General features: G+C 55.4%; 16 protein-coding genes. 1 reads left to right on the forward strand and 15 read right to left on the reverse strand.

The annotated features are described in order from the left end of the window. Positions 1-9: 9 nt before the first annotated feature. Positions 10-1167 (reverse strand): cytochrome P450, encoded by a 1158-nt coding sequence (locus J0A66_RS03740; RefSeq protein ID WP_206572453.1) that lies wholly within the window; start codon positions 1165-1167, stop codon positions 10-12. Between the two features lie 148 nt (positions 1168-1315). After that, positions 1316-1999, reverse strand: coding sequence for an iron-sulfur cluster repair protein YtfE (ytfE, locus tag J0A66_RS03745; protein ID WP_206572454.1), 684 nt, complete (start codon positions 1997-1999; stop codon positions 1316-1318). Between the two features lie 344 nt (positions 2000-2343). On the opposite strand from ytfE, the gene J0A66_RS03750 reads away from it, so the two are divergent. Next, positions 2344-3546: an HPP family protein gene (locus J0A66_RS03750; RefSeq protein WP_206572455.1), complete on the forward strand. Its 1203-nt coding sequence runs from the start codon at positions 2344-2346 to the stop codon at positions 3544-3546. Positions 3547-3804: 258 nt separating this feature from the next. Here J0A66_RS03750 and J0A66_RS03755 read toward each other — a convergent pair whose 3' ends face one another. The 13 genes from J0A66_RS03755 to narH form a co-directional block, all read right to left on the reverse strand. Continuing rightward, on the reverse strand, positions 3805-4131 hold the full coding sequence (locus J0A66_RS03755; protein WP_206572456.1) for a c-type cytochrome: 327 nt from the start codon (positions 4129-4131) through the stop codon (positions 3805-3807). 79 nt (positions 4132-4210) lie between these two features. After that, positions 4211-4375, reverse strand: a complete 165-nt coding sequence (gene tatA, locus J0A66_RS03760) for a twin-arginine translocase TatA/TatE family subunit (protein WP_206572457.1) — start codon at positions 4373-4375, stop codon at positions 4211-4213. A 3-nt stretch (positions 4376-4378) separates the two neighbouring features. Further along, a complete protein-coding gene (locus J0A66_RS03765; protein ID WP_206572458.1) occupies positions 4379-4891 on the reverse strand; it encodes a nitrous oxide reductase accessory protein NosL in 513 nt (170 codons plus the stop codon). Between the two features lie 18 nt (positions 4892-4909). Further along, positions 4910-5737 (reverse strand): ABC transporter permease subunit, encoded by an 828-nt coding sequence (locus tag J0A66_RS03770; protein WP_206572459.1) that lies wholly within the window; start codon positions 5735-5737, stop codon positions 4910-4912. After that, complete coding sequence (locus tag J0A66_RS03775; RefSeq protein WP_206572460.1) at positions 5734-6645, reverse strand: ABC transporter ATP-binding protein; 912 nt, start codon at positions 6643-6645, stop codon at positions 5734-5736. The genes J0A66_RS03770 and J0A66_RS03775 overlap by 4 nt, the downstream gene beginning before the upstream one ends. Further along, positions 6632-7918, reverse strand: a complete 1287-nt coding sequence (locus J0A66_RS03780; protein ID WP_241264009.1) for a nitrous oxide reductase family maturation protein NosD — start codon at positions 7916-7918, stop codon at positions 6632-6634. The genes J0A66_RS03775 and J0A66_RS03780 overlap by 14 nt, the downstream gene beginning before the upstream one ends. A gap of 49 nt (positions 7919-7967) precedes the next feature. Further along, entirely contained in the window at positions 7968-9869 is a 1902-nt protein-coding gene (gene nosZ, locus J0A66_RS03785) for a TAT-dependent nitrous-oxide reductase (protein ID WP_206572461.1), read from the reverse strand. Between the two features lie 27 nt (positions 9870-9896). Continuing rightward, positions 9897-12056, reverse strand: a complete 2160-nt coding sequence (nosR, locus tag J0A66_RS03790; RefSeq protein WP_206572462.1) for a transcriptional regulator NosR — start codon at positions 12054-12056, stop codon at positions 9897-9899. Positions 12057-12403: 347 nt separating this feature from the next. Further along, positions 12404-12742, reverse strand: coding sequence for a PM0253 family protein (locus J0A66_RS03795; RefSeq protein WP_206572463.1), 339 nt, complete (start codon positions 12740-12742; stop codon positions 12404-12406). Between the two features lie 163 nt (positions 12743-12905). Beyond that, positions 12906-13700 carry a peptidylprolyl isomerase gene (locus J0A66_RS03800; protein WP_206572464.1) on the reverse strand — a complete coding sequence of 265 codons (795 nt, stop codon included), beginning with the start codon at positions 13698-13700 and terminating at the stop codon, positions 12906-12908. An 85-nt stretch (positions 13701-13785) separates the two neighbouring features. Then, positions 13786-14469, reverse strand: coding sequence for a respiratory nitrate reductase subunit gamma (gene narI, locus J0A66_RS03805; RefSeq protein ID WP_206572465.1), 684 nt, complete (start codon positions 14467-14469; stop codon positions 13786-13788). 20 nt (positions 14470-14489) lie between these two features. Continuing rightward, the gene (narJ, locus tag J0A66_RS03810; protein ID WP_206572466.1) at positions 14490-15203 is read right to left on the reverse strand and encodes a nitrate reductase molybdenum cofactor assembly chaperone; all 714 of its coding nucleotides are present in this window, start codon (positions 15201-15203) and stop codon (positions 14490-14492) included. Positions 15204-15206: 3 nt separating this feature from the next. Beyond that, entirely contained in the window at positions 15207-16736 is a 1530-nt protein-coding gene (gene narH / locus J0A66_RS03815) for a nitrate reductase subunit beta (RefSeq protein WP_206572467.1), read from the reverse strand. Between the last annotated feature and the right edge of the window lies 1 nt (position 16737).

Genomic DNA, 16737 nt, shown 5'->3' on the forward strand with positions numbered 1-16737 from the left:
ACAGACAGATCAGTCAAAACGCAGATACAGACGCTGATATCCCCCGGCAGGATAAACTGCCCGTTTTGTCCTGCCTAATTGCCACTTGCTGGTCTGTGACAGTAACTGTTCGGTGAGCATTACCAGCTCCATACGAGCCAGTGGCGCCCCAGGGCACTGATGTATACCCGCGCCATAAAGCAGATTATCAGCCTTATTCTGTTCTGGCGCATAGCCATTATCTTGTCCAAATACGTGCTGATCACGGTTAGCTGCCGCCCATAGCAGAGTGATTTGCGCCCCTTCAGGGATGGCGAAACCTCCCAGCATAACCGGCATGGTGGTTTTTCGCCGGTTGGCAATCAGCGGCGGATCAATCCGCAGTATTTCATCAATGCCATTGCCGAGCAGAGCCGGTTGTTCACGCAGTGTTTGCTGAAGAGCCGGGTGCCGGGCCAGAAAACAGCAAATGATGCCGACACTGGCGGCAATGGTTCCCAACTCCCCCACTGTCCAGTTGCGGATAATACTGACCAGCTCAGTATCACTTAAGAGACGACGTTCGCCGTTCACCTGTACATGATCCTGCAACAATTTCCAGGTGGTATCGTATACCCCAGGCTTATAATTGCGCTGGCGACGCAATGTGAGCTGTTCCTGGATATAAGCATCAAACGCATTCGCAAGCTGTGTCAGGCGGGTTCTGTCCTGGACCTGAATTGCCTGCTGATTGGCTTTAAGCCAGTCCCTGAGCGGCGTCTGCAAGCTGTCAGGCCAACCCATAAAGGCACATTGTATTTGCAGTGAAAACGGCTCGGCGATCTGGCCGATGACATCAATCTCCTGCCCCTTTTTGAGTTCTGACACCAGCTGTTGGCAGATATCCGCACACAACGGGCGAAACCGAGCCATGGCCTCGGCCGAGAAGTATGGCTCAATCACTGGTCTGAACACCCCGTGTAAAGGTGGGTCCATGCCATTTGGAACCGATAAATGGCCGCCGGCCTGATTGCTGAAACACCGATAATCGCTCAGCACCTCTGATGCCAGATCATGGCTCAGCACGCTGTAATGGAGGGTTTCACTGTGAGCCACCGGGCACTGTCGACGCTGGGCGTCATAACTGGCCAATTGATCCTGCTGCGCGTTTTTGCTTAACGGCTGCCATTGGGGGATAGTGGGAGGCATCGCAACTCCTGAGACAGAACTGGCACTTACAGCAGTCTTAGCCGGTACAGAGCATCGGTCTGCCTTCCCGCAGGGCTAAGCACTGGCTGTATGATGGGGAGATCAGGCGGCCGGTGAAGCCGGCCACCCTATTGGGCCATAGAACCTGTTAGTGGCAGGAACCGCAGCAACTGCCCTCGCCGCTTGCCCTGTCCACAAACAGAATATTGTTTTCCAGATGGATATGCTCCATCAGATCTTCTTTGAGTTCACGCAAGCCAAGATACAAGGCTGTCCAGGTATTGCAGGCGCCGGGCGGAAGCTCAAGGTCATGGGCCAGGGCCAGCATTCTCTCCAGAGCTTCACCGTGGTCCAGGTGCTCCTCCTGCATCACCGACACGGGCCCTGTAGGAAACATGCCCTGAGCCAGCATCGGAAACAGGATCTGCTCCTCTTTTTGCATATGGCTTTCCAGTTCCATCTGCATGGCTTCAAGATGATCGGCAAGACCGGTCGGACAATCCGGCAGGTCGCCATGCACATGTTCGACTCTTCTGGCCAGGCGAATAAGCTCGGGCAACTGGATACGATGCTTGTCATGGAAACGGGCCAGGATATGGCTAATCAGCTCCTGAGTACCTGCCTCCTGCCAGTTCTTTCCAAGCTGGGGTTGTTCGGCCAGCCGGTTCAGCTCCGCCAGAATGGGCCCAGGCTCCAACCCTTTCTTTTTCAGTGCCTCGGCCAGGGTGTGCTGGCCGCCGCAGCAGAAGTCCAGCTTGAATTGGTGGAAGACCCGGGTCGCGCCGGGCAGTTGAGTGGCCAGGGAGCCCAATGATTGAGACAGCAACTGCATAATTTCTCCTGTGTTCAGATTAGCTCGTTGTTCCTAATGACTGTGCAACCGGCAGGCCAAACTTATGTCATTGTTTATTATTAACTTTTTCCAGGCAGGGTAAGTACAACCCTCGCCTTTCAGGGTATAAAGAACCCACTGGGTACAATATACCTCCATTATTGTCCCAGCGGGCCGGATGCCGGTGGGGGTTGCACCCTATTTGCTCAGATTCTCAGAGCAAACGCCCTGATCTGGTGCATGACGATGACAAAGCCATAAGATCTAACGAATCAGACTAAATCAGTCATGGCACCATACTGGTGCAACGGGATAGAATCGCGATTTTTATCCTGGGAGCGCCAGTGCCAAACATCAGAAAATTGCTGCTGACTGTGCTGGTACGGCTTGGAATCACCAAGTCAGACAGCCAGCGGCTATCCAGTATCCCTGTGAGCCAGCGGCTCAAGGTGGCCGGAGCCGCTTTTGTCGCCTTATTGGCAGTGACTTCCACCAGTCTGACCCTGGCCGATAACACCAGCACTGTCTTTCTGCTGGCGTCCATGGGAGCCTCGGCTGTCCTGCTGTTCGGTTTGCCCAACAGTCCCCTGGCCAAGCCCTGGTCGTTCGCCGCAGGGCATCTTATTTCAGCTGCCATCGGCCTGGCCTGCTCACATATTATTGACGACCTGGCCTTGATGGCCGCAGTCACCATTGCCCTGACACTGCTGGCTATGTATGTGTTTGAATGTATGCATCCACCGGGTGGCGCCACCGCTCTGGTGCCGGTATTGGCCTCGTCTGAGCAGCATCTAGGCTATGATTTCCTGCTTTATCCGGTGGCGCTGAATGTGCTGTGCATGCTGCTGATGGCTGTGTTGTTAAACAGATTGCTGGGAGCCAGTTTGTTATCCAGGGAGCCGGTCAGACAGGACCCGGTACACCTGCATCAGGATCCGAGTCCGCTTAAACGACTGGGCTTACAACCAGATGATCTCCTCTATGCCCTTAATCACTACCAGAGCGTACTGGACGTCAGTGAACAGGACCTGGAGCAGATCTATCATCAGGCCCAACTGCATGCCGCCCAGCGCAAGATTGGTGCCCTGCTATGCAGCGATATCATGTCCAGGGATCTGATTTGTGTGGCCGCAGAGACTCCCCTGCCGACTGCCTGGCAATTGCTGAGGAAGCACAAGATCCGCCTGTTGCCCGTGGTGGATGCCCATCGGGAGTTGCAGGGGGTCTTGTCACTGACAGATTTCGTCAAGGAGGTCAGGGTTCCCCACTACTGGGGTTTTCTTCGCCAGCTTAACCGACTGTTACTGGGCCGGCAGTATGGCAAGGCAAGACGCAGCAAAGTAGAGGATATTATGGTCCGGCAGGTCAGGACTGTGAAGGAAAGCGATCATATCGTCAGCCTGATTCCGCAGCTTGCGGACCAGGGATTGCACCATATTCCGGTAGTGAATGCCGACAACCGGCTGGTGGGCATGATCACCCAGTCGGATTTGATCGGCGCTTTGTATCTCAGCAGTGTCCATCCCCAGCCAATAAGTTACGCATAACCACTGCCTGACAAAAAGGCGCACAGCTCCTCAGTCTTAGTCGCTCCCAGTCCCCTGATTATTGTCAGGTCCCTGGTCTGTCAAAAGTATTGCACAGTTCAGTGATTCTATGGCGCTGATGGCCGCCTCGAAGCGGCCCTCTGCACAAAGTCCTAGCATTCCTGCCTGCTGATAAGCCAGCTTCAATTCCTGGATACACTGCTGCCGAAAACGTTCCAGCAGCAGTAGTTCCCGATCACAGATATCCGCAGACAAGGGTTATTTCTGCTTCAGCTTTTGCTGGCTGAAATAGGCAGCCAGGTCGGCTGCATCCTGATCGCTCAGGTTTGCCGCCATAGGGATCATCATTGGCGCTGTGCCGCCCGTGCGCTGCCCATCACGGTAAGCTTTGATAGCTGTTTCAAGGTATTGCGCATGCTGGCCGGCCAGATTGGGATACATGGGGGCCAGGCTATTCCCGTCGGTACCATGGCAAGCCACACACATGCCGGATTTCGACTTTCCGGCTTCGGGATCTCCTGCACCCAGCGCAGATCCGCTTATCAGGCCCAGCGTTAAACCGGTCATCACTAACACATTTTTCATCTTACTTTTCTCCTGTTGCTGAACAAAAATCTTTCGGCAATCTTGCTCCAAACCCGATGCCGTTCCCCTTAACCACAATTTATCTTCCTTTGTCTTCCAGAGAATTGTCTTCGTCTTTGCTGGCTGTCCGAAAACCCTTTATAGCAGCTCCTAAATCGCCGCCAAGGTTTCGCAGTCGCTTACTGCCGAACAGCATTAATACTATCAGCAGCACTATTGCCAGTTGCCAGATACTGATACCCATAGGTTACTCCTGATGGTTTGATGGTTGGAAGCCATTGTGCTCCTGTTGCAAAACCTCTGCGCTGATGTCTTCCAGGCGCAGTATCTGCCCTTCGTTGCGCCGGGCAAACTCCTGAGCGTCCTCCAGGGCCGAGAAACTCGCCATGGGAGTGCCCATCGCTCCCGGCAGGTGGGGCGCCCTGACAAAATAGGCTTTACTGGCGTCAATAAGGTGCTCATCGTCGGGCAGATCCCACTCACTTAGTGACATGTCATGCACATACAGTCGGACGGGCCTGGCCTGTTGTTCCGGTTGCAGGTACCAGCCGAGCATTTCGGCCGACGAGCAGAATTTCCGTATCCGTTGTCCTTCGATCGCCTGGCCTTTGGGGCCGGGAAAGCTGGTGATGCTCATACCGCACACATGGCACTCGTCTTGGGCATGAAACGCCACAGGCGCCCGGAAGTCTTCTCTTTCCTGCGCCTCTTCACATGCTGTCAGGCCAAGCAATAAGATGGCTATAACGAACCGCTTCATTGCAAACTCTCCTTCAATTTAGATTTTCCGTGCCTTAAGGCTAAAGTGGGCCGCCGCGAGCATAACCCCCAACCAGATCATTAAGCTCAACCAGAGCCCCGCATTGCCCAGGGGCAGCTCACTGGCGAGAGACATCACCCCCTCAAGGGAGGCGTTCTCATCCAGCCCCATAATATTCAACTGCCGGAAAATGTCTGTGGGATTGAACAGCAGCAGGTAAGGCAACAGTGCGGGGCTGAGCTTTCCCTGGCTAAACACCAGCAGCGCCAGTAACGCCAGATCAAATACCAGAACGAAAACAAACCATACGCCCAGCGCAAGCCCGGCGGCTGTGGATTTTTCCCTGGCCAGGGCGCTGAGCACATAGGCCATGGCCAGAAACACCCAACCCAACAGCGTCGCCGAAAGAATAAAACGTACAAATGATACCAGCAGGACCTGCAAATCCACATCCGGCACCAGCAGTCCTATGGCCAGAGCTGCACTGCCAAAGCCTAACAGGGTGGCAAGAGCAAGGATAACTCCATGGCCGGCGAACTTGCCCAACAACAATTGTCCCCGTCCCAAAGGATAGGTGAGAAGCAGTAACAGGGTCCCCCCTTCATCCTCGCCCACAATGCTGTCATAAGCCAGCAGCAGAGCAATAAGGGGCACAAGGAAGGTTGCCAGACTGGCCAGGCTGGCAATAGTGGCGGCGATGGAGCTGAATCCCACCTGTCCGGCAGTGGCCGAGCCAAACCAGGCTATGCCGGCGGCCAGGATGGCAAACAACAGACTGATGGCCAGTAGCCATCTGTTTCTCAGCCCGTCGCTGATCTCTTTTCGGGCAATATGCCAGATATTCACAGGCTTCCCCCTGTATTGGCTGCGCAGATGACGTAATGGCGGTACAGGTCGTCCAGGGTAGGACGGTGGATTTCCACGTCTGAAACACCTTCGTGCAACAGGGTCCGAAGCAAGCTGATCTTGTCTCCGTTTGGCGCGGCCACCTCCAGTTCCCGTCCTGGCAGCAGGCGCACCTGGTGTCCCAGCCCCGATAGGTGATCATGCCATTTTTGCGGCTCGGTTATTTTCACCCGGATCCAGGCGGGCAATCCCACCTGCTCGGCCAGTTGGGCCAGGGTCCCCACTGCCTGTAGTTGGCCGTGAGACAGTATGGCCGCTCTGTCGATATAGGCTTCCACCCCCGGCAGAACATGGGAGCACAGGATGATGCCGGTGCCCTGACATCGGAGGGAATCGATCAGTTGATAGAGTTCCTGGGTCGCGATCGGGTCCAGGCCCACTGTGGGTTCATCAAGCAACAAAAGCCTGGGCTGACCCAGCAGCGCCTGGGCAAGTCCAAGACGTTGCCTCATCCCCTTGGAGTAGGTCTTTACCCGTCGTTGGCTGGCATGGGCCAGGCCCACTTTGTCCAGCAGCTCTTCTACCTGGGAAAGGCTGGCTCCCTTGATTCGGGCAAAGTGCCGCAGGGTTTCCAGGCCCGTCAGTTGCGGGTAGAAAGTCACATTCTCCGGCAGATAGCCCAGAGCGCGTCGCCGCTGGGCTTCGGTAGGCAACCCGCCGAACACCGACACGCTCCCCTCAGTGGGTTTGAGCAAGCCCAGCACCAGCTTCATACAGGTGGTCTTACCGGCCCCGTTGTGGCCGAACAACCCCAGCACCTCCCCTTCCTCCAGGCTCAGGCTGATATTGGACAGCACCTGCATCTGACCGTAGTACTGATTAATACTACTCAGTTCAATCAGTTTCATACACACTCGCTCTTTCTGGCCAAACTGGTTTTTCCATCAGGGGATAACTGTCCCTGACCCCCGGAAATTTAACTACCGGAAAGGCCTGTTGGACCCAGCGTAGCAATTCGATAGCCGGGCTGTGCAATAACAGTCGCATTTGTGGATACAGCCACAGCAGGCGATCCACATTATCGTTTGGCTCATAAGGAATATCACCCAGGCCGTCGCTGTTTCTGTCCCAGCCCAGATAGTCGCTCCAATAATTGCCCCGTGACGCGTCCGACCATTCCTGGGTGCGGGTAGCCACATACTTGACCTGGTGCTGATTGTTCACAAATGCGTTGCCGGTTATCTGGTTATCTTCAGAACCGGCGGTCAGGTGGATCCCCAGGGCACTATGGGCAAACAGATTGTTCTCAATGCGGTTGAATACGGAATTGTAGATAAACAACGCTTTACCTTCAGCACCGCTGATCATGCTGTCGCCGGTACTGCCGCTTTTAACGGCCACCACCTGATTGCCGCTGATGGTGGAATAGGTGATGTAGTTCATCAGGATGCCGTAGTTCTGATCTTCCACGGAACGGTTGTTCAGCACCTCCAGCTTGCGGCTCTGCATCAGGGCATAGCCTGTGCGGGTGCCGCGGGTCAGGTTACCTATCACCCGGTTGTCGTTGGAAAACATATAGTGGATGCCGTAACGCAGCTCTTCGAGCACGTTGCCCTGCAGGTGGTTCCGGTTGGAGGTATCGATATAGATACCGTCCCTCGTCAGACGCACCCTGTTGTCTATTACCCTGGCTCCTGTTACGGCGTAAAGATGGATACCGTTGCCCCTGTCCTGTGAACGCAGGGCAGCATCGCCGGTGATGTCATTGCCCTGAATAAGGATGTCAGATGCCCCATCCACCCAGATGCCGAATCCTGGCCCTTCGAGGTGGTTGTTGAGCAGGCTTGCCTGGTGGGAGGCTGCAGAAACGAAAACTCCCGAGTTCATTTCAGTCAGGCTCCTTCCCCAGTTTGCAAAGCTACAGCCCTCCACCCGCACTTTCGCGGCCCGAATCAGCAAACCGTGTCCCTTACCCCCGGCGTCGAATCTAGCCCCCTCTTCACAGTGCAACTGCATGGGCTGCTCAATAACAAAGTTTCCCTGATACTGCCCGGCGGGCAATAGCCACCGCTCGTTACCCAGGGATTCCAACGGAAGGTCGGACACGGGTTGCATCGAAGCTGCAGGGTTGCAAACCAGGCAGCCTAACAGGGCCATCCCGGCCCAGCCACTTACACGCATTGACTGCTCCAAAGGGGCCGGGCAGACAAAACCGCCCGGCCGAGGGCCATCAGGCCGGCTCCACCAACATGCGTCCAACCATTTCCATATGCAGCGCATGGCAGAACCAGTTGCAGTAGTACCAGTGCATTCCGGGCTTGTCGGCCACAAAGGTGACAGAGGCGGTCTGCTGAGGGCTGATTTCCATGCTGACACCATGGTTGGTCATGCAGAAGCCGTGGGAAACATCTTCTATCTGGTCGATATTGGTGACCACCACTGTCACCTCATCGCCCTGCTTAACCTTGAACTCGGTGATGCCGTAAGTGGGGGCCATGGAGGTCATATACACTCTGACCTTGTTACCGTCCCGGATCACCTTGTTGTCCGCTTCCAGCTTAATGCCGTCTTTTTTGGCCATTTCCACCGTGGGGGCGAAGAACGGATCGTTTCTGTCCCAGATCTTTTTAGGTTTGATCTGGGTACGATGAGCCAGGATACAATCATGGGGCTCGGCGTAGGTGGGGCCGTCGTGGACCAGTTTCATTTCTTCGCCGGAAATGTCGATCAACTGATCGTTTTCCGGATGGAGCGGACCCGTTAGCAGGAACCTGTCCTTGGAAAACTTGCATAGCACCACCAGCCATTTGCCGTCGGCATCGCGAGTTTCTGTTAAGGAAGCATGGTTATGGCCCGGCTGGTAATGTACATCCAGTTTCTGCCTGATATAGGATACATCTTCACCCTGATAGGCTTTTACCGCATCGGCCATATTCCATTTGGCCACCTGGCTGTCGATGAACAACGTCGTGTAGGCGTTGCCCCTGCCGTCGAAGGTGGTATGCAAGGGCCCCAGGCCCAGCTCTGGCTCGGCGGCCACCGTTTCGCGGGGATCCTTTAGTTTATCGGCAAACAGATCATCAAGTCGGTCGATGGCAATCATGGTCACGGTGGGGGACAACTTGCCATTGGCGATAAAATACTTGCCGTCCGGGGACGTGTTCAGGCCGTGGGGGTTTTTCGGTACCGGGATATAACGGGTGAAAGCACTGTCCTTCCCGCCCTTTTTACGTCCGTCAACCACAGGTACTTTGCTGTCTCCCAGCGTGACATGCTTGCCCGCCTTGACGGCTTTTTCGATGGCCGGGATGTTGAATACAACCACCCAGTCCCGCTCGTTGCGCATCATGCCGCCCAGATCATATGCCTTCTCCGAGTTGTAACAGGTGGCGGCGGCGTACTTGCCCGTATAATCCGCATCGCAGTTATCCAGGTTGCCGTCCACCATGACCTGAAACGCCACTTCCATGGTTTCGGCATCAATGGCGTTGAACATGGTGTAACTGTTTTCATGCTGCAGATCGAACTGCCTGCCGTCATTAGGATGGGGAATGACGAACTCGGCATTGGCGAACACATACTTGGTATGGGGCACCTTCTGCAACCTTAACCCGTGGATGGCCTGCACATTGGGTACTGTGACCATCTTGTCGCATTTCATGATATCCAGGCGAATCCGCGCCACCCGGCTGTTGGCCTTGTCGTTGATAAACAGGTATTTGCCGTCGTACTTACCGTCGGTCATGGAGATATGCGGATGGTGGCAGTCGCCGTTGAGGAACTTGGCGCTCTCTCCCATGATGGCTTTACTTTCGTTGGTAATGCCCCAGCCGGTGGCAGAGTCGATATTGAAAACCGGGATCCGCATCAGTTCGCGCATGGAGGGAATGCCCATCACCCTCACCTCGCCCTGGTGCCCGCCGCTCCAGAAACCGTAGTACTCGTCCAGTTCCCCTGGCTCCACATGGATTTTCTGCTTGGCGTCCTTGACGGCTGCGGCCCAGCTCTCACGACTCATTACTGCCGAGCCCAGGCCCACAGTGCCGAGCATGGCAGCGCCGGCCCCGGTCATTGCCGTTGCCCCGAGGAAGGCGCGGCGGCTGATACCTTTACTGTCGTCTTTGTTCTTCATGATTTTCTCCTTGGATAGCATGCTTGCTTAGGGTTCTAGTTGGACTACCGGTATCTCACCAATGGCCGGGCCGGATTTGCCCTGGCGTTCACGCTGCTTACGTTTTTTCACCAGAGGCGGGCATTTCCGGTCATTGTGATAGGTCATCTGGCAATCCAGGCAATAGTGACACTCGTTATGATCAATGCGACCGTCGGGATGAATGGCCTGGATTTCACATTCAATGGCGCAAAGCTTACAGGGATCGCCGCACTCCTTGCGTCGCTTAAGCCAGTCAAAACGTTTTAGTTTAGTGGGGATGGCCAGGGCCGCCCCCAGAGGACAGATGTAGCGGCAGAACACCTTGCGGGTAAAAATACTCACCACCAGCAGGATGGCGGCATACAGCACAAACCACCACTGGCGATCAAATTTCAGGGTGACCGCCGTCTTGAACGGCTCCACTTCCGCATAGCGCTCGGCAGTCGCCAACGACTCCAGCGAGATGCCGAACAGCACCAGCAAGATGATGTACTTGATTGCCCACAACCTCTCATGTACTGAAAACGGTAGCTCAAACTGGGGGACTTTTAACTTGCGGGACGCTTCGTTGATCAGTTCCTGCATGGCCCCAAACGGGCACAGCCAGCCACAATACACCCCCCTTCCCCATAGCAGGATAACGGCCGCGGTAAAGGTCCAGAGGATGAAGATAACCGGATCCATGAGGAACAATTCCCAACTGAAATCCTCCATCAGGGCATGCACAAATGTCAGCACATTGACCACGGACAACTGACCCAGTGCATACCAGCCGATAAAGACGACGGTGAAGATCAGGTAGACCCGGCGCAGCCAGTGTAAAAATCTGGGGCGGCGGGTCAGATTGTCCTGCAGGAACAGGATCACCAGCAGTAACACCAGGGCGGCGACAATCACGCCAATCTGAAAGCTTTGCTGATACCAGATGTTCACCCACATAGGCCGGCTGGCTTCTTCCAGGGCAGCCAGTTCTTCAGCCGTTGGCTCAGGACGATCCAGCAAAGGCTCAGGCAACTGATAGGACAATTCAAAACTGGTGAACACCCCGTCCACCGGTCCGGTCTGGCGACGTATTAAAAGCTCCAGGCTGAAGCTGGAGCCGGGATCAAACTGATAGTGGTCGCGGACAATGAACACAGACATCTCGTCAAAATCCGGCGCATCCGGCGGGGCCAGATCATAGAGTCGCTGATGATCCAGGTCCCTGAAGCTGATGATGTCGCCGAACTGGCGCAGTTGTACCCGGTCAAAAATACCGCCCCGTACATAGCCTGAGCCTTTGTAGGAGTACTGTCCCCGGCCCATGACGGCAACCGCATGCTCACCGGGTTTGAGTTCCTCCATCAAAAAACGGTACTGATTCTCACCCAGCAGGTTACGACCTATGACCGGCGAATTAAGATAACCCAGGTACAGATCAATGAAGGTATCTTCTGTCTGCCCGGCTGAGGCTTTGTCTACATCGGCGGCCCCGGTACCGGAAAAGGCTTTGTCCACATCCTCCCGGGTCAGGTGCAGACGGCGGATACGTCCGTCCCCGGTCAGTTCACTCCAGTTAGCGGGTTCGAAGGTATCGGTTCTGACGGTTGCCGGGGCCTGCTGTTCTTGTACCCGGGGATCGATTAATCCCAGGGACACCGCCACCTGGTGAGCGGCCCGCATGATGACTTCGTTTACGACCATTACTGTCACTGTCGCACCGGTCACCGCATCCACCGTCACCGCTTTGGGATCCCGGCTGTTGCCGACCACCACCCGTTGGTCCGCCAGGACTCCAGGATATTTGTCAGTAAAGTCGTGCAACTTCTGTTCGGGAATACCAATCAGCAGTATGGGTTCATGGTGCTCCAGCACATGGGCATCCAGGATCCTGCCTTCCGTGTCGAGCGTCACCTGTATGTTAATGGGTTTGCCTGAATAAGCCGGTATGTCCACCACATTAATGGTCTCAAAGACAAAGCCCACTAACCCTTTGTCCGTAGAAACGGATCGAACGGCAAACTCGCCCTGCGGCTCTCCCAGGCTCAGTTGCCCGGGAATCACCCTTTCCAGTCTTTGCAGGTCCAGAGTCCGGCCGCTAGCTTCCCCCCATACGGGTAAAGCCAGCCAGCACAAGGCAATCAAGAGACAAAGCGGCGAGAAAACTCTCTCCAAATATTGGGCCATTCAATACACTCTTATCACAAACCAGTTGGATCAGTGGGACACTGAACACCAAATGATTGTCGCACCCTGGGGAGTGACCCGATATACCTCACCAGGGGTAGCGGACCGGGTAAAGGTAGTAGCGGCAAATGACAGGTTGAGGGAGCGCTTCACATCTTTTCGATAGGGGAGACTAGACAATACACTGCCTGTGAACTATTCGGACCTACTACCTGATAGTGAAAATAGCCCAGTTTTCGCTAGCCCCCGATTAGGTGTACCAAACCTGTTCGCCTCTCCACCGAGAACAGCAGTCCGAAAACAAACAAGATAGATGCCAGTCAGGAAGTGTGGGAACCCTGTTATGCCTATATGCAGCCGCCGCAACTGCCGCAGCGCCAGTCGGCGGCATTCACCGCCTGGTAGAACCAGCGCAGATGGGCTTCATCCAGGGGAATGGCATGTTGTTCGAAAATCTCCGCCAGCCAGTCAATATTCTGCTCTATCCAGTCGTCCTCCTGAGTACCTTCGATAAAGTCGTCTTCATCCGGAAACAGGTAGCTGAAATTGCCGTAGGTATCCATGTCGTGCTCTGCCTGTTTGTCAGGCAGCACCACCGGCAGGCCCTGGTAGTGAATTATCCAGTGGCCCAGACACAGGGTATGGCCTTTGGCGGACCATTTGGCGGTAAAAGGATTGGCAGACATGCAGTTGTCAGTTGTCAGTTGTCAGTTGTCAGTTGTCAGTTGTCAGTTGTCAGTTGTCAAAAAACACTTATCTTATAAGTGGTTAAGTCAAGATATTTAGGCCTCACGCCGCACTTTAATGCGTAGCTGTTCTGTTAACTGACAACTGCATACTGACCACTTCTTATTGCATTAACGGTGAGCCTTCCAGGCCAAAGTCAAAACCCTGGATATCGGCCTCGCTGAGCAGACAGGTCAGGTACTGGGCGATGGTCTTGCGTCTGACCTTGGCATCCAGATAACGGCGAATATCCCCCCTCACCTGCTCATAAGGCAGCGGATGTCCCTCGACCCGCCTGACGATCTCCACCAGATGAAAGCCATAACGGGTCTCAACCGGCGTATTCATCAGCCCCTTGGGCGCAGCAAACAACTGACGCTCAAACTCGGGCACCGTCTGCCCCTTGCTGATCTGCCCCAGATTGCCGCCAACTTTGGCCGACGGACACTGGGAATGGCTGCGGGCCAGTTCAGCAAAGTCCTGCTGATTTTGCTGCAATAAGATGAGCAGTTGGTCAGCCAGCTCGCGACTGTTGGCCCGTTCATCGGCATCCTTGGGGTCGGCAGCCAGCAGAATATGACGCACCTCCAAAAGCGGTGCACTGGCAAAGCGTTGCTGGTTGGCCCCAAAAAACTGACGGCAATCCTCTTCACTGGCTTTGGGCAGATGCGCATCACGGGCAATCAACTGCTCAATCAGGGGTTCTTCCTGATGGCTTTCCAGCAGCTTGTCGGTTGGCCAAAGGCCAACTGAGACCGCGCGCTGGCGCACCACCTCATTAATAATCAGGGCGCGGGCCGCCTTGACCGTGGCTTCACGACGAGTACCGGCCGGATGATACTGAATTTCCGCACTGATCTGCTCGGCGTCGATGGGCCGGTTGTTCACCTTAACGGCGGGAATATCGCTGATAATCATGGTCACTCCTGAATCTGGGATGTCAGACCGGCTAGAGAGTAAGTATTCAGCCGGCCTGAGTTTGTCTTAACAGCCAGACGGCATGTCAGCCTTTTTGCCTGACCACCTGGTAGTTACGACGCATGTATTTGACCGGTACGCTCCAGATATGCACCAGGCGACTGAAGGGAAACAGCACAAATAACGTCATACCCAGCAGCACATGCAGCTTGTAGATAATGCCCACATCGGCAATGGCGGTGGAGGCGGCAACGGCATCAAAGGTCACGGTATTCTGTGCCCAGGCCATCAGCTTGAGCATCTCCGACCCATCCAGGTGACCCAGAGAGAACGGAATGCTCAACAGGCCCAGAATCAGTTGGGCATACAGCAGCACCAGGATAGTGATGTCCATACGGGTACTGGTGGCCCGCACCCGCACATTGGTGAGCCGGCGCTTAAGCAGGATAGTCATGCCGTACAAGCAGATCAGGCCGAAAAAGCCACCTGCCGCCATCGCAACAACCTGTTTGGTGCCGGCGCTGATGCCCAGCACATCCCAGACTTGGTGAGGCGTCAGCAGGCCGACGAAGTGACCGGCCAGGATGGCAAGAATGCCGATATGGAAGGCAAAACTGCCCTTTCTCAGTTGCTTGCTCTCCAGCATCTGGCTGGAGCCGGTTTTCCAGCTGTAGGGCTCGCGGTCATAGCGGATCAGGCTGCCCAGCACGAACACGGCCAGGGCAATGTAGGGATAAACCCCAAATAACAGATGATTGATAAATGACATGGTCAACTCCTAAATTCAGTTCAGGCCGTCTTTTTCACCGCATCGACAAAGCCGATGGGCACCTGCTGGTCACGCCTCTGGGATTCGCTGGGGCGTTGCACCTGGCTGGGACAACCGCCGTTGATGGCATCGCCGCCAAAGGTCACCGCCTCTTCTTCCCAAACTTTATCCAGGGCCTTGGGGGTGTGATCCGGTTTCTCATCCGCTATCTGGCGCTGGATATCGGCAAGATCCACCGCCGCATCGCTAAGGGCCAGTAATGCCTTAAACAGGTCGGCATAGTCTGAGCGGCGCTTTTCCAACCGGGCAGCGAGCAGTCCCAGCACCGGCGCGATATCGGACAGCCAGCCGGCGGCTTCCTCCCCTTGGGTGGAGATAAATTCCAGCAGCAGGGGCAGATGATCCGGCAGCTCATGGGCGGCGATTTCCAGCCCGGCAGCCCGGTACTGCGCCAGCAGGTCCACCATGGCCTGGCCGCGATCCCGCGACTCACCGTGGATATGCTCATATACCAGCAGGGATAAGGAACGACCACGCTCAAACAGACCGTCATATTCTTCCTGCCAGTCGAGCAAATCCCCTTCTAATCGGCGATTGACAAAATCTGCCAGGGCCTTCTGCTGGTCCAGCGGCAAACTGGAGTCGGCAATCAAATCCAGCATCGAGTGACGGACTGCAGAGAGTTCGTTGGTGGGATAGTCCAGCAGCCTGGAAATCAGGGTTAGTATCTTCATGGCTTACTCCTTAATCTCCACCGGGATCACCTGACGCACTGTCTGGCTCTTGCCACCAAACAGATTCACGCCTGAGTTGCTGCTGCAGCCATTACCAAAGCTGAAACCGCAGCCGCTTTTCATGTCGTAGGCATCTTCTGCATAACGGGTGTGGCTGGTGGGAATCACAAACCTGTCTTCGTAATTGGCCAGGGCCATGACCCGGTACATTTCCTCCACCTGCCAAGCTTCCAGTCCCACCTGGGCGATGACTTCATCGTCCTCAACCCCGTCCACCTGCTGGGAGCGTTTAAAGGCGCGCATGGCCAGCATCCGCTCCAGGGCCCGAATTACAGGCTTCTCTTCACCGGCGGTGAGCAGGTTGGCCAGATACTTGACCGGGATCCTTAAGGACTTGAGATCCGGGATCACGCCGTTCTGGCCCACATGACCGGCTTCAATGGCGGTCTGTATAGGCGACAGGGGCGGCACATACCAGACCATGGGCAGGGTGCGGTACTCAGGATGCAGCGGCAGGGCCACCTTCCATTCCATGGCCATTTTGTAAACGGGAGACTGCTGAGCAGCCTCCAGCCAGGCCTGAGGAATGCCCTCGGCACGGGCTGCGGCCTGCACATCCGGATTAAAGGGATCCAGGAAGATATCGCACTGGGCCTGATACAGATCTTTGTCATTGGGCACCGAGGCGGCATCGGCAATCTTGTCCGCATCGTAGAGCATCACGCCCAGGTAGCGAATGCGGCCGACACAGGTTTCCGAACAGACAGTGGGCTGACCGGCTTCGATACGGGGATAACAGAAGATACATTTCTCTGACTTGCCTGTCTTCCAGTTGTAATAGATCTTCTTGTACGGACAACCGGACACACACATACGCCAGCCCCGGCATTTGTCCTGATCGATGAGAACAATGCCGTCTTCTTCGCGCTTATAGATAGCACCGCTTGGGCAGGACGCCACACAAGCCGGGTTCAGGCAATGCTCACACAGCCTTGGCAGATACATCATAAAGGTCTTTTCGAACTGACCGTAAATATCGGCCTGGATCTGGTCGAAGTTCTTGTCCTTGCGTCGCTTGGAGAACTCGGTACCGAGGATCTCTTCCCAATTGGGACCCCATTCGATCTTTTCCATCCGCTGTCCGGTGATCAATGAACGGGGACGGGCCACCGGCTGGTGCTTGCTCTCCCCTGCCCGGTGCAGGTGCTGATAGTCAAAATCAAAGGGTTCGTAGTAGTCGTCGATTTCCGGCAGATCCGGGTTGGCAAAAATATTCGCCAGGATCCGGCGTTTAGCCCCCTGACGGGGCTCCAGCTTGCCGTTTTTGCTGCGGATCCAGCCGCCGTTCCATTTGTCCTGGTTCTCCCACTCCTTGGGATAGCCGATGCCCGGCTTGGTCTCCACGTTGTTAAACCAGGCGTACTCCATGCCCTCGCGGGAGGTCCACACATTCTTACAGGTGACCGAACAGGTATGACAGCCGATGCATTTGTCCAGGTTCAGCACCATACCGATTTGCGCTCTGACCTTCATG

The sequence above is a fragment of the Bowmanella dokdonensis genome (assembly GCF_017254865.1).
GTDB classification, from domain to species: domain Bacteria; phylum Pseudomonadota; class Gammaproteobacteria; order Enterobacterales; family Alteromonadaceae; genus Bowmanella; species Bowmanella dokdonensis.